We start from the raw sequence: 15,797 nt of genomic DNA, 5'->3' as shown, positions 1-15,797 counted from the left end.
GCCGTGGCTCAGTAATGCACGACCGAACGGATCGACTTGCCTTCATGCATCAGGTCGAAGGCTTCGTTGATCTTGTCCAGGTCCATGGTGTGCGTGACGAACGGGGCGAGCTCGATATCGCCCTTCATCGCGTCCTCGACCATGCCCGGCAGCTGGCTGCGGCCCTTCACGCCACCGAAGGCGGTGCCCATCCACTTGCGGCCGGTCACCAGCTGGAACGGACGGGTGGAGATCTCCTGGCCCGAACCGGCCACGCCGATCACCACGCTCTGGCCCCAGCCACGGTGCGCGCATTCCAGCGCCGCGCGCATCACGTTGACGTTGCCGATGCACTCGAAGCTGTGGTCCACGCCCCAGGTGGTCATCTCGACGATGACCTGCTGGATCGGCGTGTCGAAGTCCTTTGGATTGATGCAGTCGGTGGCGCCGAATTCGCGCGCCAGTTCGAACTTGGACGGGTTGGTGTCCACCGCGATGATGCGGCCGGCCTTGGCCTGGCGCGCACCCTGGATCACCGCCAGGCCGATGCCACCGAGGCCGAACACCGCCACGCTGTCGCCTTCCTGCACCTTGGCGGTGTTGTGCACCGCGCCGATGCCGGTGGTGACACCGCAGCCAAGCAGGCAGACGTGTTCCGGGTTGGCGTCCGGATTGATCTTGGCCAGCGAGACTTCGGCCACCACGGTGTACTCGCTGAAGGTCGAGCAGCCCATGTAGTGGTACAGCGGCTCGCCGTTGTAGCTGAAGCGGCTGGTGCCGTCGGGCATCACGCCCTTGCCCTGGGTCGCGCGCACCGACACGCACAGGTTGGTCTTGCCGCTCTTGCAGAACAGGCACTCGCCGCACTCGGCGGTATACAGCGGAATCACGTGGTCGCCCGGCTTGACGCTGGTCACGCCCTCGCCCACGTCCACCACGATGCCGGCGCCTTCATGGCCCAGCACCACCGGGAACAGGCCTTCCGGATCATCGCCGGACAGCGTGAACGCATCGGTGTGGCAGACACCGGTGTGGGTGATCTTGACCAGCACTTCGCCTGCCTTCGGCGGGGCGACGTCGATCTCGACGATCTGCAGCGGCTGACCGGGACCAAAGGCGACGGCGGCACGGGACTTCATGGTGGTTTCTCCAGAGACAGGCAATGACAGGATGGGCGGCGCCATGTTGCGCCACCGTTTACTTCAGGTACGAGCGGATCAACGCGCTCATGTCGCGCACGCGTTCGGCGCGTTGTTCATCAGAGGCCGCGGGCTGGCCGAATTCCTCGCGCAGATGGGCCTCCATCACCTCGGACATCAGGCCGTTGACCGCGCCACGGATGGCCGCGATCTGCTGCAGCACCGGCCCGCAGTCAGCACCGGCTTCCAGCGCGCGGTCCAGCGCATCGCACTGGCCACGGATGCGGCGCACGCGGGCCAGGACCTTCTTTTTCTCTTCGGGGGAGTGCGGCATGACGGAGGCAGCTCGGAACTATACTGGGGGATAGTATACACGCCAGGTTTCCTGACTCAATCCGGGGGGCCTCAGTCGAACGCTCCCCGACCCGCCAGCCGCGCCAGTTCATCCACCACATAGCGTACCTTCGGTCGCAGGTGGCGGGTCGGTGGCCACAGTGCGTGGATGTCGATATGCCGCTGCATGTGCGCATCCAGCACCGAGTGCAGCGCGCCGGACTCCAGATGACGGCGCACCAGTGAGATGGGCATCTGGCAGATGCCGAGCCCAGCGATGGCCGCGTCGATCACCGCGTCGCCGTCGTTGAGCTGGTAGGCCGCATTCGGAATGAAGGTTCCTTCCGCATCATCGCTACCGATCCGCCACGCCACCGGCTGGCCGTGGCGGAAGCCGACGATGCTGCGGTGCTGCGCCAGCTCCTCGACAATGTGCGGGGTACCATGTGCCTGCAGGTACGCTGGCGATGCACAGGTGACCAGCCGCTGGCGCCCCAGCCGGCGTGCCACCAGATGCTCGGCCTGGTGCAGCCCACCGAAGCGGATCAGCAGGTCGATGCCTTCCTCGACGGGATCGATGAAGTGATCGGTGAAGGTCATCGTCAGCTGCAGGTCCGGGTACTGCCGGCACAGCCGCAGCAGCACCGGCAGCACCACCAGCCGCCCGAACGAGGACGGCATGTCGATGCGCAGCCGCCCGCTGGGCAGCCCGGCCGACCCCAGGCAGGCCTCGGCGGCGGAGATTTCTTCGAGCGCCGCCGCACACGATGCGTAGTACGCCTCGCCGTCGGTGGTCAGCGCGATGCGCCGCGTGGTGCGGTGGAACAGGCGCACGCCCAGCCGCGCTTCCAGCCGGGCGATGGCTTTGCCCACCGCCGAGCGCGAGATGCCCAGCGCATCGGCGGCTTCGGTGAAGCTGCCCGAGCGCGCTGTGGTGACGAAGGTCACCAGGCCATTCAAGGATTCCAGTGGCAACAACTTTCATGCTCCATTGGGGACAAATAGTCCCCAGCTACGGGAAATCGAAGCGCTTTATGCGCCCGCTTGTCAACGCCATCCTGTGTGCATCGCGCCGCTGGCGCCTCCCCGCACCGAGATGACCTACATGACCGCCGCCCTGTTCCAGCCGTTCGACCTGTCAGGCACCGCCCTGCGCAACCGCATCGCGATGGCCCCGATGACCCGCGCCCGCAACCCCGGTGCGGTCGCCAACGAACTCACCGCACAGTACTACCGGCAGCGCGCCAGCGCCGGCCTAATCATCAGTGAAGGCACGCCGGTATCGCCGCAGGGCCAGGGCTACATCGATGTGCCCGGCATCTGGTCGGCCGAGCAGGTCGCCGGTTGGAAGCTCGTCACCGAGGCGGTGCATGCCGCACAGGGCACGATCTTCGCGCAGCTGTGGCACGTGGGCCGCATGTCGCACAGCTCGCTGCAGCCCGATGGCGGGCAGCCGGTCAGTGCCGGCACCCGCCCGGTCGCCAGCGCGCCGAAGAACACCTCGTTCGTGTACCTGGACGACGGCAGCCGCGGCCACGCCGATCCAACCCCGGCACGTGCGCTGGCCACCGACGAAATCCCGGGCATCATTGCCGACTTCGCACGCGGCGCCGACAACGCGATCGCCGCCCGCTTCGACGGCATCGAACTGCACGCCGCCAACGGCTATCTGTTCGAACAGTTCCTCAACCCACTCATCAACCAGCGCGACGACCGCTATGGCGGCTCGCTGGCCAACCGTGCGCGGTTGATCCTGGAGACCGTCGACGCCATGGCGCAGCGCATCGGTGCGCACCGCATCGGCGTGCGCCTGGCACCGAACAACCTCACCTTCGACATGCCGTTCTATGCCGGCAACGAGGCCACCTATCTGTACCTGGCCGAGGAACTGGGCAAGCGCGGCCTGGCCTACGTGCACCTCAACGACAACCTGCAGCAGGGCGAATCGGTGCTGGGCGAGGCATTTCTGCAGCAGTTCAAGCAGTCCTACGGCGGCACGCTGATCCTGGCCGGCGGGATGACGCGCGCACGTGCACTGCAGCTGGTCGAGGCCGGTACCATCGATCTGGCCGCGTTCGGCCAGCCGTTCATCGCCAACCCGGATCTGGTTGAACGCCTGCAGCGGGACGTCGCGCTCGCCACGCCGGACCGCAACACCTATTACGGTGGCGGCGAGGCCGGTTACCTCGATTACCCGCGCGCACAGTAGAGCCACGCCCTGCATGGATGCGATGCAACTCTCGCTGCGGAACGCATCACGGCGCCTTTTCTACCTTGGTCGAGTCCGAATCAAAGGTCAGCACACGGGTGCTGATCTCGCCCCTGGCCGAGTCCTTCCGACTCAGCTCCAGCCGCCCCTGGTTGCCCTGCGCCACCAGGCTGGCGGCAAAGCTGCCCTCGTTGGACAGTGCTGTGATCACGGCGGTGCCATCGGGCGCGACTCTCATGCCCACCCGATCGCGCACCTTGTATCCCACGCCAACCGGCGCATCCAACGCCATTACCGCGCTGCCATTGGCCATGGTGCCGATGCCACCGCGCTCATCGCCCTTCGCGTCGTAGATGGTCATGCCCGTTGCGCGTGAGTTGCGGGCAATGTCACTGGCATCCTCGGCAATCTGCACGCGCGTGCGCCCTTCACTGTCGAGCACGGTCAGCTTGTAGGTACGGATCTCCGGCACCACGCCGGCATCGGGCGTGGCCACGCTGGTTCCGACCAGGGCCAACGTCGCACCCAGCACGAACATCCAGGCGGCGAGCAGATTCCTGCGGCGCAGCCTGCGCTCCAGACGCTCCAATCGTACGGCTATATCCTGCTCATGCATGTTGCGCTCCCTGGTTGGGTCTGTGGTTGTTCCGTCACCTGCCCTCTGCCTCCACATGGATCACACTGGTGGAGGCTCCGCCCGGAACGGGCATTGCCAATCGCAGCCAGCGCCATCGGCCGACGTGGTACCCCAGGGTGCGCGCCCGCGCTTTCTCTTCCCGCCCACGCATGGAATCCTCCCTGGCAACGGAGCCACCGGTCGGAACGACTACGGCACCCGGTCTGGCACTGCAGTTCGATCCTAGATGGCACCTTCGAGCCCAACAACATGACGAAAGTCCCCATGAACTCTGTCACCACGTCGTTCATCGTCAACCTCGACGTCCCCCATCTTGCGGCCGCTGAAACGTTCTACATGCAGGCATTCGGGCTGCGCGTCGGCCGCCGTCTCGGACCAGAGGCCGTGGAACTGCTCGGCGGGCCAACGCCGCTGTACCTGCTGCAGAACGAAGCTGGCAGCGTCGCAACTGAAGATGGCGACGTTCGCGACTACGAGCGCCATTGGACGCCGCTGCACCTGGACTGGGTGGTGGATGACATCGAAGCTGCAGTGGCACGTGCGGTTGCGGCCGGGGCGACACTCGAGCAGTCCGTGCGCGAGCGTCGCTGGGGGTGCATCGCCGTGCTGGCCGATCCGTTCGGCCATGGCTTCTGCCTGATCCAGTTCAGCAGCGAAGGCTACGACGTGCTGGTCGAATGACCATTGCACCACTCACCACGGCAACGGCACCGCTTCGCCGTTGGCACGCTCGCCGTAGTACAGCGACGGCAGCAGGCGCGAGAGGAAGCTGAACTCGGTGTAGCAGTGCTTGAGCAGGCCCAGCCCGACCGCATCGCTGGCATCGCGGTGCGGATCGGTGCTGTCCAGGCCGAGCACGAAGCGGCTGCGCAGCACGCAGCCAAACGGCGTATCGCGCGCCACGTGCAGCATCTGCCCGTCGCAGGGATCACCGTTTGCATCCAGGCGGACGTGGTCGCCGAAGCCGATGCGCGCGGCGATCACCGCCGATACATCGCCTGCATCCTGTACCGCCTGCAGTCGCTCGGGCGCCAGCAACGTGCGCGGGTCATGGAACTTCAGGCGCGCCGCCACCGGCGGAATGTCGGCCAGCGATTCCACCGCATGGATGCTGGCGCCGTGGTAGCTGTGCCCGCGCTGCCAGGCCTCGTCCCAGCCGCGATGCTCGACATGATCGACCGGATGCCACCAGCGGATGTGCTGGGTGGTCTCGAAGAAGGTGAACCACCAGTCCAGCATGCGGCCCTTGCAGCCGTGCAGATCGGTGCGCACCGCCACCAGCAGGGTGCCGTCTTCGCGGCGCTGGATGCCGGTCTCCAGATGCATCGGCGCCGGGTCCAGCAGATCGTGGTGGTCCAGCCAGGCGCGAGCGTTCACAGCGGTATCCATCGGGGTGTCCTACGGGTTGGGAGACCTGACAATACGGAAACGTACATCGTTTCGCAATTAGATGGGTGCGGTAAGATGGGCGCAATGAACAGCCCCCCCCTGCCCGAACCCACATCACCCACCCGCCGTCGCGGCCGCCCTGCACGACCGGAAGCCGAAGTCCGCCACGCCGTGCTGCAGGCCACGCTGGAGCTGCTGCTGGCGCAGGGTTACGAGGCCACCACCGTCGAAGCGGTGGCGGCGCATGCCGGGGTGGCGAAGAAGACCGTCTATCGGCATGCCAGCAACCGCGAGGAACTGGTCGGGTTGGCGGTGCGTGAGTGGACGGACGGCTTCGCGCCACAACTGCAGCGCGATGCGCGCAATACCGACGAGGTGCTGCCGTTGCTGCAGGACATCCTGCACGCGGTGTGCGCACAGGCGCTGTCGGCGCAGGCGGTGCAGGTGTTCCGCCTGCTGGCCACCGATTTCCCCGGCAAGGACGCGCTGCTGCAGGCCTACCTGGACAACGGCATTGAACGCGGCCGAGCGCTGCTGGCTGACTGGCTGGCGCGACAGCAACAACGCGGGCTGCTGCGCGAGGGAGATCCTGTTCGCATGGCGCGATTGCTGCTCGCGATGGCCGTGGCCGAGCCACTGCGCGAACGCGTGATCGGCGTGGTGGCCGAGGATGCGCCGGTGGACGCGCACCTGCGTGAGTGCATGGCGTTGTTGGGGCCGGTGTTGCAGGGGGCGTAGGGTTGCTCCATCCACGCATGGCGTGGATCTACCGGCCGATCCCGATTCGTTGGTCGGCAATGGCCTGCCCCGGTGGGTGCCGACCGTTGGTCGGCACGCCTGCAGCACCTCACTCGCGCAGCATATCCACGAACGCGCGCAGCGCACCGGGCATCTGCCGCTGCTTCGGGTAGTACAGCGCGAAACCAGCGAACGGTTCGCTCCAGTCTTCCAGCACCGCCACCATCTGCCCCGATTCGATGTACGGTCGCGCGGTGTCTTCCAGCACGTAGGCCAGGCCGATGCCATCGAGTACCGCTCTGACCACGGTACCCTGCTCGCACAGGGTCAGCCGCCCGGGCACATCGATTTCCAGCGCCTGCCCATCGCGCTCGAACTGCCACTTGTACAGATGCCCGCTGGCGAAGCGGAAACGGATGCACTCGTGTGCCGCCAGATCACGCGGATGCTGGGGAGCCGGACGTCGCTGCAGATACTCTGGCGAGCCGACGATCAACCCGCGCAGCGGCGGTCCCATCGGCACCGCCACCATGTCCTCGGGCACGAACTCGTGCAGGCGCACGCCGGCGTCATAGCCCTCGGCGACGATGTCGACCAGGCCATCGTTCTCGGTCAGTTCCACCCGCACGTCCGGATGGGCGTGCAGGAAGTGGGCCAGCCGCGGCCCCAACTGGGTCGCCACGGCAGCGCGCGTCGCATTGATCCGCAGCAGGCCGGCAGGGGCGGCGCGGAACTGGTTCATCTCCTCCAGCGCGTCATGCACCTGGCCCAGCGCCGGCTGCAGGCGCTCCAGCAGGCGCTGCCCAGCCTCGGTCAGGGCCACGCTGCGGGTGGTGCGATGGAACAGGCCGACGCCCAGCCGCTCCTCCAGCGCGCGGATCGCATAGCTCACCGCCGAGGTCGACAGGGCCAGTTCGGCACCGGCACGGCGGAAACTGCGATGGCGGGCCACCGCGGCGAACGCGGCCAGATGGGTGAGGTTGTCACTGGCCATGATTGTGCAGTTCCACTTGATGAATCATGCCGATATCCGCGCTTCTTGCCGCTGGGAACGGGGCGTATTGTAAAACGCCTTTCGACAAACCCTGCCAAGGATTCTCCATGTCCCTCGCCCGTGGTTACGCCGCCCATTCACATACCGACCCGCTGGTTCCGTACGAGTTCGAACGCCGCGCGGTCGGCCCGGACGATGTGCGCATCGAGATCCTCTACAGCGGCATCTGCCACTCCGACCTGCACCAGGCCCGCGACGACTGGGGTGGCTCGATCTACCCGATGGTGCCGGGCCACGAGATCATCGGCCGCGTGACCGAGGTCGGCAGCAACGTCACCCGCTTCAAGGTGGGCGACCATGCCGGCGTCGGCTGCATGGTCGACTCGTGCCGTCACTGCGATGCCTGCGAGCACGACCTGGAGCAGTACTGCGCCGAAGGCGCGACTTGGACCTACAACGGCCGTGAACGCGAAAGCGGCGCACCGACCTACGGTGGCTACTCCGACCACGTGGTGGTCGAACAGCGCTTCGTGGTGAAGGTGTCCGACACCCTCGACCTGAAGGCGGCCGCCCCGCTGCTGTGCGCCGGCATCACCACCTGGTCGCCGCTGCGCCACTGGAAGGTCGGCCCGGGCCAGAAGGTCGGCGTGATCGGTCTGGGTGGTCTCGGCCACATGGGCGTGAAGTTCGCCAAGGCACTCGGCGCGCACGTGGTGATGATCACCACCACCCCGGAAAAGGGTGCCGACGCCAAGCGCCTGGGCGCCGACGAAGTGCTGGTCTCGCGCGATGCCGCGCAGATGAAGGCGCATGCCGGCAGCTTCGACTTCCTGCTCAACACCATTCCGGTCGGCCATGACACCAACCCGTACATGGGCCTGCTCAAGCGCGAGGCCACCATGTGCCTGGTCGGCGTGCTGACCGAACTGGACCCGCCGCTGACCGGCGGCAGCGTGATCTTCGGCCGCAAGCACCTGACCGGCTCGGCGATCGGCGGCATGGCCGAGACCCAGGAAATGATGGACTTCTGTGCCGAGCACGGCATCGTCAGCGATGTGGAGATGATCGACATCAAGAACGTCAACGAAGCCTGGGAGCGCATGGCGAAGAACGATGTGCGCTACCGCTTCGTGATCGACATGGCGACGATGAAGAACGCAGCCTGATCCAGGGCAGATGTAAAAAATGAAAAACCCCGGCAATGCCGGGGTTTTTCTTCTGGGATTGCCGGCCAGCGGCCCGCACTACCGCAAGGCGATCAATACGCGAACTCGCGGAAGACCGGATCCACATCGCCGTGCCAGCGGCCATGGAACAGCGCCAGCTTGCGCTCGGCCGGGGTCAGGCCGGATTCGACGATCTCCTGCAGCACGTCCAGGAACTTGCTCTCGTCCTGGCCATCGGCATTGCGCGCGGCACGGCGCTTGAGGCCTTCCACCGAAATCTTCACCGCCTCGCGGGCCAGGTCGCGCACCGTGCCGTTGCGGAACGGCAGGTTCATCGCATGCTTCGGTACACCGTCGCGCAGCGCATGGCGCTCGGCCAGGGTGAAGTCGCGCACCAGGTCCCAGGCGGCATCCAGCGCGGTGTCGTCGTACAGCAGGCCCACCCAGAACGCCGGCAGCGCACACAGGCGGCTCCACGGGCCGCCATCGGCGCCGCGCATTTCCAGGTACTTCTTCAGGCGCACTTCCGGGAACGCAGTGGTCATGTGGTCCGACCAGTCGCGCAGCGTCGGCAGCGCACCCGGCAGCACCGGGAGCTTGCCCTGCATGAAATCGCGGAAGCTCTGCCCGCTGGCGTCGTGGTAGATGCCATCGCGGTAGGAGAAGTACATCGGCACGTCGAGCAGGTAATCGACATAGCGCTCGTAACCGAAGCCCTCCTCGAACACGAAGTCCAGCATGCCGGTGCGGTCGGCGTCGGTGTCGGTCCAGATGTGCGAGCGGTAGCTCAGGTAGCCATTCGGCTTGCCTTCGGTGAATGGCGAATCGGCAAACAGCGCGGTGGCGATCGGCTGCAGCGCCAGCGACACGCGGAACTTCTTCACCATGTCCGCTTCGGTGGCGTAGTCCAGGTTCACCTGTACCGTGCAGGTGCGGGTCATCATGTCCAGGCCGAGCGAGCCGACCTTGGGCATGTACGAGCGCATGATCTTGTAGCGGCCCTTCGGCATCCACGGCATCTCATCGCGCTTCCACTTCGGCTGGAAACCCATGCCGAGGAAACCCAGCTGCAATTCGCCTGCCACCTGCGCCACTTCATTGAGGTGGGTGCCGGTCTCCACGCAGGTCTGGTGGATGGTCTCCAGCGCTGCACCGGACAGTTCCAGCTGACCGGCCGGTTCCAGCGTCACCGAAGCGCCGTCGCGCAGCAGGGCGATGGTGTTGCCGTTTTCCTGCACCGGCGTCCAACCAAAACGGACCAGGCCGTTTAGCAGCGCTTCGATGCCCCGCTCGCCTTCGAAGGTCGGCGGGCGCAGGTCATCCAGGCGGAAGCCGAACTTCTCGTGCTCGGTACCAATGCGCCACCGCGCGCGGGGCTTTTCGCCGGAGGCGATCTCCGCCACCAGCTGCGAGCGGTCGGTAATGGGGGTATCGGCGACGTGGCTGGGGCTCGACAAGGGGGTGGCTCGCTGGACAGTGGCAGGGGATGTGGGGCCCAGGGCCTTCCATCGCAAGGGCGCACTATAGCGTGGCACTCTGCTGCGTCATGCGACGGTGACGGGTTTCAGCATCCTACCGACGCCCTCTTGACCCTCGTACACTCAGGGTCATGAGCCGCCATTCACGACACCCCGAACTGCACCGCTCCGAGCGCGTCGGCTGGCTGCGTGCCGCCGTGCTGGGCGCCAACGATGGCATTGTCTCGGTGGCTGGCCTGGTGGTTGGCGTGGCCGCCAGCGGCGCCTCGGCCAGCACGATCCTGGCCACCGGCGTGGCCGGCACCGTGGCCGGCGCGATGTCGATGGCCGCCGGCGAGTATGTCTCGGTGCAGACCCAGGCCGACACCGAGGACGCCGACCTGGCGATGGAAAAACGCGAGCTGCGCGAAGACCCGCATAGCGAGCTGGAAGAGCTGGCCGCGATCTACCGCCACCGCGGACTGGAACCGGCGCTGGCACGGCAGGTGGCCGAACAGCTCACCGCGCACGACGCGCTCGGTGCCCACGCCCGCGACGAACTGGGCATTACCGATACCCTGCGCGCACGCCCCCTGCAGGCGGCGCTGGCCTCGGCCGGCGCCTTCACCTGTGGCGCCGCACTGCCGGTACTGACCGCCCTGCTCGCACCGGTGGACAAGGTCGCGGTGATGACCACGGCCAGCACCCTGCTCGGCCTGTGCCTGACCGGCGCGATGGCGGCCCAGGCCGGCGGCGCACCGCCGGTACGCGGCGCGATCCGGGTGATGTTCTGGGGCGCGCTGGCGATGGCCGCGGCCGCAGGCGTCGGTCGCCTGCTCGGTGCCCACGTGTCATGACCGCCATGCTGCCCCCGGCCACCGCGCTGCTGGCCGAGATGGCCAGCCTGGCCGGCTGTGAACGCGCCGAGAGCTATGCCTGCATCACCGCACGCCGCGAGCATGGCGCAAGTTCGGTGGAGATTCCGCAACCGCAGTTCGCGATCCTGCTGGAAGGCCGCAAGCAGGTGCGTACCGCTCATCAGTCTCTGGCGTTCGTTCCCGGCGACATCCTGCTGCTGACCCAGCGCTGCCGCATCGATGTGGTAAACACCCCCGATCCCCGCAGCGGCCGCTACCTCAGTGCCATCGTGCCGCTGTGCGCCGAAGTGCTCGCGGCAGCGCGCACGCTGTGGAGCGAAGCACTGCCCAGCGCCGGCCCGGCGATGGCACGGCTGCCCCTGATCGAACATGGCGCGGTACTGCGGCAGTGGCGGCAATCGCTGCAGGACGGGCGTTACAGCGAAGCACGGCTGGCGCTGGCGTCACTGGTGCTGACGCTATGCCGGCAGGGGCATGGCAACCTGCTGCTGCCACAGGCCCCGAGCCTGGGTGAACAGATCCGCGACCGCATCGCCGCCGAACCGGCACGCGACTGGCAATCGCGCGATGTGGAAGAACAGTTCGCGCTGAGTGGTGCGACCCTGCGTCGTCGCCTCGCCGCCGAGGACACCAGCCTGCGCCAGCTGCTCACCGAGGCGCGGCTGGCGCATGGGATGCAGCTGCTCTACACCACCGACCTGCCGCTGAAGACCGTAGCAGCACGCGCGGGCTACCGGTCTACGGCGAGTTTCAGCAGGCGCTTCGCCGAGCAGTATGGGCTGGCGCCCACAGACATCTGAGGGGGTTCTGCAGGGCTGCGCCCTGCACCCGCCGAAGCGAGTGCAAGAGCCGTAGCAACAGCAACAGCATGCATTCCGTGGGATGGCGGGGGGCGGTGTGGGTGGGCAGGACACGCCGTAAACCCGTCCCTGGGGGCTCGATGGCGCCATCCATGGCGCCAACGGTCCTGCCCACCCACACCGCCCCACCTTCGACAGGTTCACTCGGCTGTTGGCAACTGCGGCTTTGTTCCGCGCGGCTGTTGGTAGGTGTCGACCTTGGTCGACACATCTGTCAGATATCGAATGAGTCATCCACGCATGGCGTGGATCTACTGTGTCGACCAAGGTCGACACCCACTAAGGCAATACGTCGTTCCGACAGATCGCGGCCAACTGTCGAAGGCGGGGTGGGTCCGGTTGCGGGAGTGTCCGCGGCATGGATGCCGCGGCCAAGCCCCCATGGAAGGGTTTACGGCGTCTCCCGCAACCGGACCCACCCCGCCATCCCACAGGAAACCAGCTTTTGCTTCGGCCGTTGCCGTTGCCGTTGCCTCTGCGGGTGCAGGGCGCAGCCCTGCAGCCCCCCCCTTCCCTGAGCATTCCACGTAGTGGTTTGAGCGCCGCGCACACGCCAGCCACGGCACGCTAGGCCAACGGAACCACCCGTCATCCACCGAGAACCACCATGACCCTGCGCCACCTGCCCCTGCGCTCCGCCCTGCTGCTGGTCCTGTCTTCCCTGCCGCTGGCCGCGCTGGCCGAGGCTACTTCACCCGCCCCCACCCAGCAGGTGCCTGGCGTCTATCACCAGCGCGTCGGCGCACTGCAGGTCACCGCCCTGTTCGATGGCGTGGTCGCGCTGGGCCGGCAGGAAGTGGTGGACGTGCCGCCCACCCTGGTCAGCCGCCTGCTGGAAGGCCGCTACGTACCGGAGGACAAGAAGGGCCTGCAGACCGCGATCAATGCATTCCTGATCCGCCAGGGCAACCACCTGACCCTGGTCGATACCGGCACCGCGCAGTGCTTCGGCCCTGGCCTGGGCCAGGTGCTGGGCAACCTGCGCGCGTCCGAGGTGGACCCGGCCGAGGTGGACGACGTGCTGCTGACCCATGCCCATCCGGACCACCTGTGCGGCGTGCTCGATGCGCAGGGCAAGCCGGCCTATCCCAACGCCACGGTGTGGCTGTCCAAGGCCGATGCCGACTACTGGCTCAACCCGGCCAGCGAGGCCACCGCGCCGCAGGGCGTGCGCTTCGCCTTCCCGCTGGCGCGCAACGCGGTGGCGCCGTACCAGGCCAGCGGCCATCTGCGTACGTTCAACCCCGGCGATGCCCTGCCTGGCGGCGCCGTGGCGATGGATACCCATGGCCATACGCCCGGCCATGTCTCCTACCGGTTCGACAGCCAGGGCCAGTCACTGCTGGTATGGGGCGATGTGCTGCACTTCCATGCGGTGCAGTTCGCGCACCCGGAGGCCGCATTCGAAGCGGATTCTGACCGCAACGCGGCCACCGCCAGCCGACGCGGCCTGCTGCAGCAGGCCACCACCAGGGGCTGGTGGGTGGCCGGTGCGCACCTCCCGTTCCCCGGCCTGGGCCATGTGCGTGCCGAGGGCGAGGCCTATGCGTGGGTGCCGGCGGAGTATTCGCCGTTGAAATGAGCCGATGAGCCCTTGTAGGGCCGAGCCCATGCTGGGCTACCGGGCCTGGCCGCGCTGCGCGCGGCAGCCGAGCGTGGGCTAGGCGCTACAGGAAAACCGGAAGCCTTATTCCAGCCCCAGCCAGCCGCCGATCACGCCACGGGCTTCGTCCACGCCGGTACGGTCCTCGCCGGAGAACACCTGCACGCTGACGCTGTCGCCGTAGGCCGAGTGCAGCTCCTTGCGCACCTTCTGCAGGGTCTGCATCTGCTGGCTGCGGCTGAGCTTGTCGGCCTTGGTCAGCAACGCGTGCGCGGGCATGCCACGCTGCACGGCATAGGACAGCATCTGCCGGTCGTAGTCCTTCAACGGATGGCGGATGTCCATCACTACCACCAGCCCCTTCAGGGCCTCGCGGGTGCGGAAATAGCGGTCGATGAAGGCCTGCCAGTGGGCCTGCAGGTCCAGCGGCACCTTGGCGTAGCCATAACCGGGCAGGTCGACCAGATGCGCTTCCGGGGTGATCTGGAAGAACACCAGCTGCTGGGTACGGCCGGGCGTCTTGGAGACACGGGCCAGCGCGTTCTGGCGGGTCAGCGCGTTGAGCGCACTGGATTTGCCGGCGTTGGAGCGGCCGGCAAAGGCCACTTCGGCACCTTCGTCGGGCGGCAGCTGCCGCACGTTGTGGGCCGAGAGGTGGTAACGGGCGCGTTCGATGAGCAATGACATATGCCTAGGATCGCATGTTGCGGCGCCGCGCGCCCGTGCCGGCGGCCCCTGCGGACATTTTGCTGCACTGCTGCGTTGACCGTGCGCGGAAACGCCGTTGATAATCCGGGCGATGCCGGCGGCCACCGCCCGGCCCGGTCCATACGGAGCTTCAGCATGCGCCACGCTCGCGTTCTTGCCGTATCCGCCCTTGCCACTGCCGTAGTCGTTGCCGCTGCTGCGTTCGCGCAGACCACGTTGACCCCGCTGCCCGACAACGGGCCGATCAACACCGCCTCGCTGGAGGTGGACTTCAGCAAGACCCACTGGGGCGATGCCAAGGCCGGCCAGACCAAGGCCTCGGCCTGCGCGGCCTGCCATGGCGCCGATGGCAATTCCACGGTCGAGATGTATCCGTCCATCGCCGGCCAGAGCGAGCGCTACGTGGCCCAGCAGATGGCCCTGATCGCCAACGGCCAGCGCAGCTCGGGCGCCGCGGTGGCGATGGTCCCGTTCGTGCAGAACCTCACGCCGCAGGACATGCGCGATATCGGCGCGTTCTTCGCCACCCAGAAGGCCACGGCCGGCATCGCCGACGATACGGCGGTCACCGACGGCCCGTACAAGGGCATGAAGTTCTACGAGATCGGCCAGCAGCTGTACCGCGGCGGTGATGCCAAGCGCGGCCTGCCGGCCTGCATGGCCTGCCACGGCCCCAGCGGTGCCGGCAATCCCGGCCCGGCCTACCCGCACATCGGCGGCCAGCACGCCAGCTATGTCGCGCGCCGCCTGCAGGAATACCAGGCCGGCCAGACCAACGAGACCGACAAGGCCCACTTCCAGATCATGGCCACGGTGGCGCAGAAGCTGAGCGAGCAGGAAGTGCAGGCGCTGTCGAGCTACCTGCAGGGCCTGCACAACAAGGCCGACGACATGGCCGCCACGGTCGCGCCGACGCAACCGGCTGCCGCCCCCTGACCGCCACTGGTCGGCCCGGGCCGCCACCGCGGCCCTCGCCTGCGGTATGTTTCGTTCACGCCGGCGGCTGCGCCGGCGTTGCTTTTTTCAACGGAGATGCGTGTCGATGAGGTTGATTTCCCGCCTGCTGTTGTCCCTGCTGGTCGTGCTGCCGCTGGCGGCCAGTGCCGCCGCCCCTGCCAACGCACCGCTGGTGGAAGGCAAAGACTACGAACGCATCGCCCAGCCGGGCCCGTTCCAGCCGCTGGCCGGCAAGATCGAGGTGGTCGAGGTCTTCGGCTACACCTGCCCGCACTGCGCCCATTTCGAACCGCAGCTGGAAGCCTGGGCGGCCAAGTTGCCGGCCGACGTGCGTTTCACCCCGGTCCCGGCCGCCTTCGGCGGTGCCTGGGATGCCTGGGCCCTGGCCTATTACGCTGCCGATGAAGTCGGCGTGGCCAAGCGCAGCCATGCCGCCGTGTTCAAGGCCCTGCACGAACAGGGTTCGCTGCCGATGCAGAACGTCTCGGCCGATGAGCTCGCCACCTTCTACAAGGCCTACGGCGTGACCCCGGATCGTTACCTGCAGGCCCTGCGCGGCGACGCCGTGCAGAAGAAGGTTGACGCCGCCCGCGCCTTCGCCCAGCGCACCAAGGTGCCGGGCACCCCGGCCATCATCATCAACGGCCAGTACCTGGTGCGTGGCAACAGCTTCGACGATCAGCTGCGCATCGCATCGGCGCTGATCGCCCAGGCCCGCGCCGCCCGCGGCCGCTGAACCAACACCCACCA

General features: G+C 67.2%; 17 protein-coding genes. 9 read left to right on the top strand and 8 right to left on the bottom strand.

Translation table 11 applies throughout. The features are described from left to right. Nucleotides 1–8: 8 nt before the first annotated feature. From AC5P8Z_RS12000 to AC5P8Z_RS11990, 3 genes are all read right to left on the bottom strand, one after another. Nucleotides 9–1,118, bottom strand: coding sequence for an S-(hydroxymethyl)glutathione dehydrogenase/class III alcohol dehydrogenase (locus AC5P8Z_RS12000; protein WP_295566879.1), 1,110 nt, complete (start codon nt 1,116–1,118; stop codon nt 9–11). A 58-nt stretch (nt 1,119–1,176) separates the two neighbouring features. Beyond that, entirely contained in the window at nt 1,177–1,452 is a 276-nt protein-coding gene (gene frmR / locus AC5P8Z_RS11995; protein ID WP_005411009.1) for a formaldehyde-responsive transcriptional repressor FrmR, read from the bottom strand. A 71-nt stretch (nt 1,453–1,523) separates the two neighbouring features. Then, a complete protein-coding gene (locus AC5P8Z_RS11990) occupies nt 1,524–2,429 on the bottom strand; it encodes a LysR family transcriptional regulator (RefSeq protein ID WP_286069853.1) in 906 nt (301 codons plus the stop codon). 127 nt (nt 2,430–2,556) lie between these two features. Here AC5P8Z_RS11990 and AC5P8Z_RS11985 point away from each other — a divergent pair, with 127 nt between their 5' ends. After that, nucleotides 2,557–3,660, top strand: a complete 1,104-nt coding sequence (locus AC5P8Z_RS11985; RefSeq protein WP_495229107.1) for an alkene reductase — start codon at nt 2,557–2,559, stop codon at nt 3,658–3,660. Between the two features lie 46 nt (nt 3,661–3,706). On the opposite strand, the gene AC5P8Z_RS11980 is transcribed toward AC5P8Z_RS11985, so the two are convergent. After that, nucleotides 3,707–4,276, bottom strand: a complete 570-nt coding sequence (locus AC5P8Z_RS11980) for a hypothetical protein (RefSeq protein ID WP_495229106.1) — start codon at nt 4,274–4,276, stop codon at nt 3,707–3,709. Between the two features lie 285 nt (nt 4,277–4,561). Between AC5P8Z_RS11980 and AC5P8Z_RS11975 the strand changes: the two genes are divergently transcribed. Continuing rightward, nucleotides 4,562–4,978 (top strand): VOC family protein, encoded by a 417-nt coding sequence (locus tag AC5P8Z_RS11975; protein ID WP_495229105.1) that lies wholly within the window; start codon nt 4,562–4,564, stop codon nt 4,976–4,978. A gap of 12 nt (nt 4,979–4,990) precedes the next feature. Here the strand turns inward: AC5P8Z_RS11975 and AC5P8Z_RS11970 are convergent, their stop codons facing one another. Then, nucleotides 4,991–5,686, bottom strand: a complete 696-nt coding sequence (locus tag AC5P8Z_RS11970) for a DAPG hydrolase family protein (protein WP_495229104.1) — start codon at nt 5,684–5,686, stop codon at nt 4,991–4,993. Nucleotides 5,687–5,761: 75 nt separating this feature from the next. Here AC5P8Z_RS11970 and AC5P8Z_RS11965 point away from each other — a divergent pair, with 75 nt between their 5' ends. After that, on the top strand, nt 5,762–6,424 hold the full coding sequence (locus AC5P8Z_RS11965; protein ID WP_495229103.1) for a TetR/AcrR family transcriptional regulator: 663 nt from the start codon (nt 5,762–5,764) through the stop codon (nt 6,422–6,424). A 109-nt stretch (nt 6,425–6,533) separates the two neighbouring features. Here AC5P8Z_RS11965 and AC5P8Z_RS11960 read toward each other — a convergent pair whose 3' ends face one another. Next, nucleotides 6,534–7,418: a LysR family transcriptional regulator gene (locus AC5P8Z_RS11960; protein ID WP_495229102.1), complete on the bottom strand. Its 885-nt coding sequence runs from the start codon at nt 7,416–7,418 to the stop codon at nt 6,534–6,536. A 107-nt stretch (nt 7,419–7,525) separates the two neighbouring features. Between AC5P8Z_RS11960 and AC5P8Z_RS11955 the strand changes: the two genes are divergently transcribed. Beyond that, complete coding sequence (locus AC5P8Z_RS11955; RefSeq protein WP_049428257.1) at nt 7,526–8,584, top strand: NAD(P)-dependent alcohol dehydrogenase; 1,059 nt, start codon at nt 7,526–7,528, stop codon at nt 8,582–8,584. Between the two features lie 92 nt (nt 8,585–8,676). On the opposite strand, the gene AC5P8Z_RS11950 is transcribed toward AC5P8Z_RS11955, so the two are convergent. Then, the gene (locus AC5P8Z_RS11950; protein ID WP_286069867.1) at nt 8,677–10,041 is read right to left on the bottom strand and encodes a glutamate--cysteine ligase; all 1,365 of its coding nucleotides are present in this window, start codon (nt 10,039–10,041) and stop codon (nt 8,677–8,679) included. Nucleotides 10,042–10,193: 152 nt separating this feature from the next. Between AC5P8Z_RS11950 and AC5P8Z_RS11945 the strand changes: the two genes are divergently transcribed. The 3 genes from AC5P8Z_RS11945 (at nt 10,194) to AC5P8Z_RS11935 (ending at nt 13,361) form a co-directional block, all read left to right on the top strand. After that, the gene (locus AC5P8Z_RS11945) at nt 10,194–10,898 is read left to right on the top strand and encodes a VIT1/CCC1 transporter family protein (protein WP_495229101.1); all 705 of its coding nucleotides are present in this window, start codon (nt 10,194–10,196) and stop codon (nt 10,896–10,898) included. After that, nucleotides 10,895–11,719: a helix-turn-helix transcriptional regulator gene (locus AC5P8Z_RS11940; protein WP_495229100.1), complete on the top strand. Its 825-nt coding sequence runs from the start codon at nt 10,895–10,897 to the stop codon at nt 11,717–11,719. The genes AC5P8Z_RS11945 and AC5P8Z_RS11940 overlap by 4 nt, the downstream gene beginning before the upstream one ends. Before the next feature lie 667 nt (nt 11,720–12,386). After that, nucleotides 12,387–13,361 carry an MBL fold metallo-hydrolase gene (locus AC5P8Z_RS11935; RefSeq protein WP_495229099.1) on the top strand — a complete coding sequence of 325 codons (975 nt, stop codon included), beginning with the start codon at nt 12,387–12,389 and terminating at the stop codon, nt 13,359–13,361. A gap of 105 nt (nt 13,362–13,466) precedes the next feature. Here AC5P8Z_RS11935 and yihA read toward each other — a convergent pair whose 3' ends face one another. Then, a complete protein-coding gene (yihA, locus tag AC5P8Z_RS11930) occupies nt 13,467–14,069 on the bottom strand; it encodes a ribosome biogenesis GTP-binding protein YihA/YsxC (protein WP_111128274.1) in 603 nt (200 codons plus the stop codon). A 156-nt stretch (nt 14,070–14,225) separates the two neighbouring features. Here yihA and AC5P8Z_RS11925 point away from each other — a divergent pair, with 156 nt between their 5' ends. Together AC5P8Z_RS11925 and AC5P8Z_RS11920 are read left to right on the top strand one after the other, a co-directional pair. Then, entirely contained in the window at nt 14,226–15,026 is an 801-nt protein-coding gene (locus AC5P8Z_RS11925; protein ID WP_295566899.1) for a c-type cytochrome, read from the top strand. Between the two features lie 106 nt (nt 15,027–15,132). After that, entirely contained in the window at nt 15,133–15,783 is a 651-nt protein-coding gene (locus AC5P8Z_RS11920) for a thiol:disulfide interchange protein DsbA/DsbL (RefSeq protein WP_286069875.1), read from the top strand. Nucleotides 15,784–15,797: the final 14 nt, after the last annotated feature.

It is taken from the genome of Stenotrophomonas sp. YJH_SMC_17 (assembly GCF_059371655.1).
This window is presented reverse-complemented; position numbering and strand designations above follow the sequence as displayed.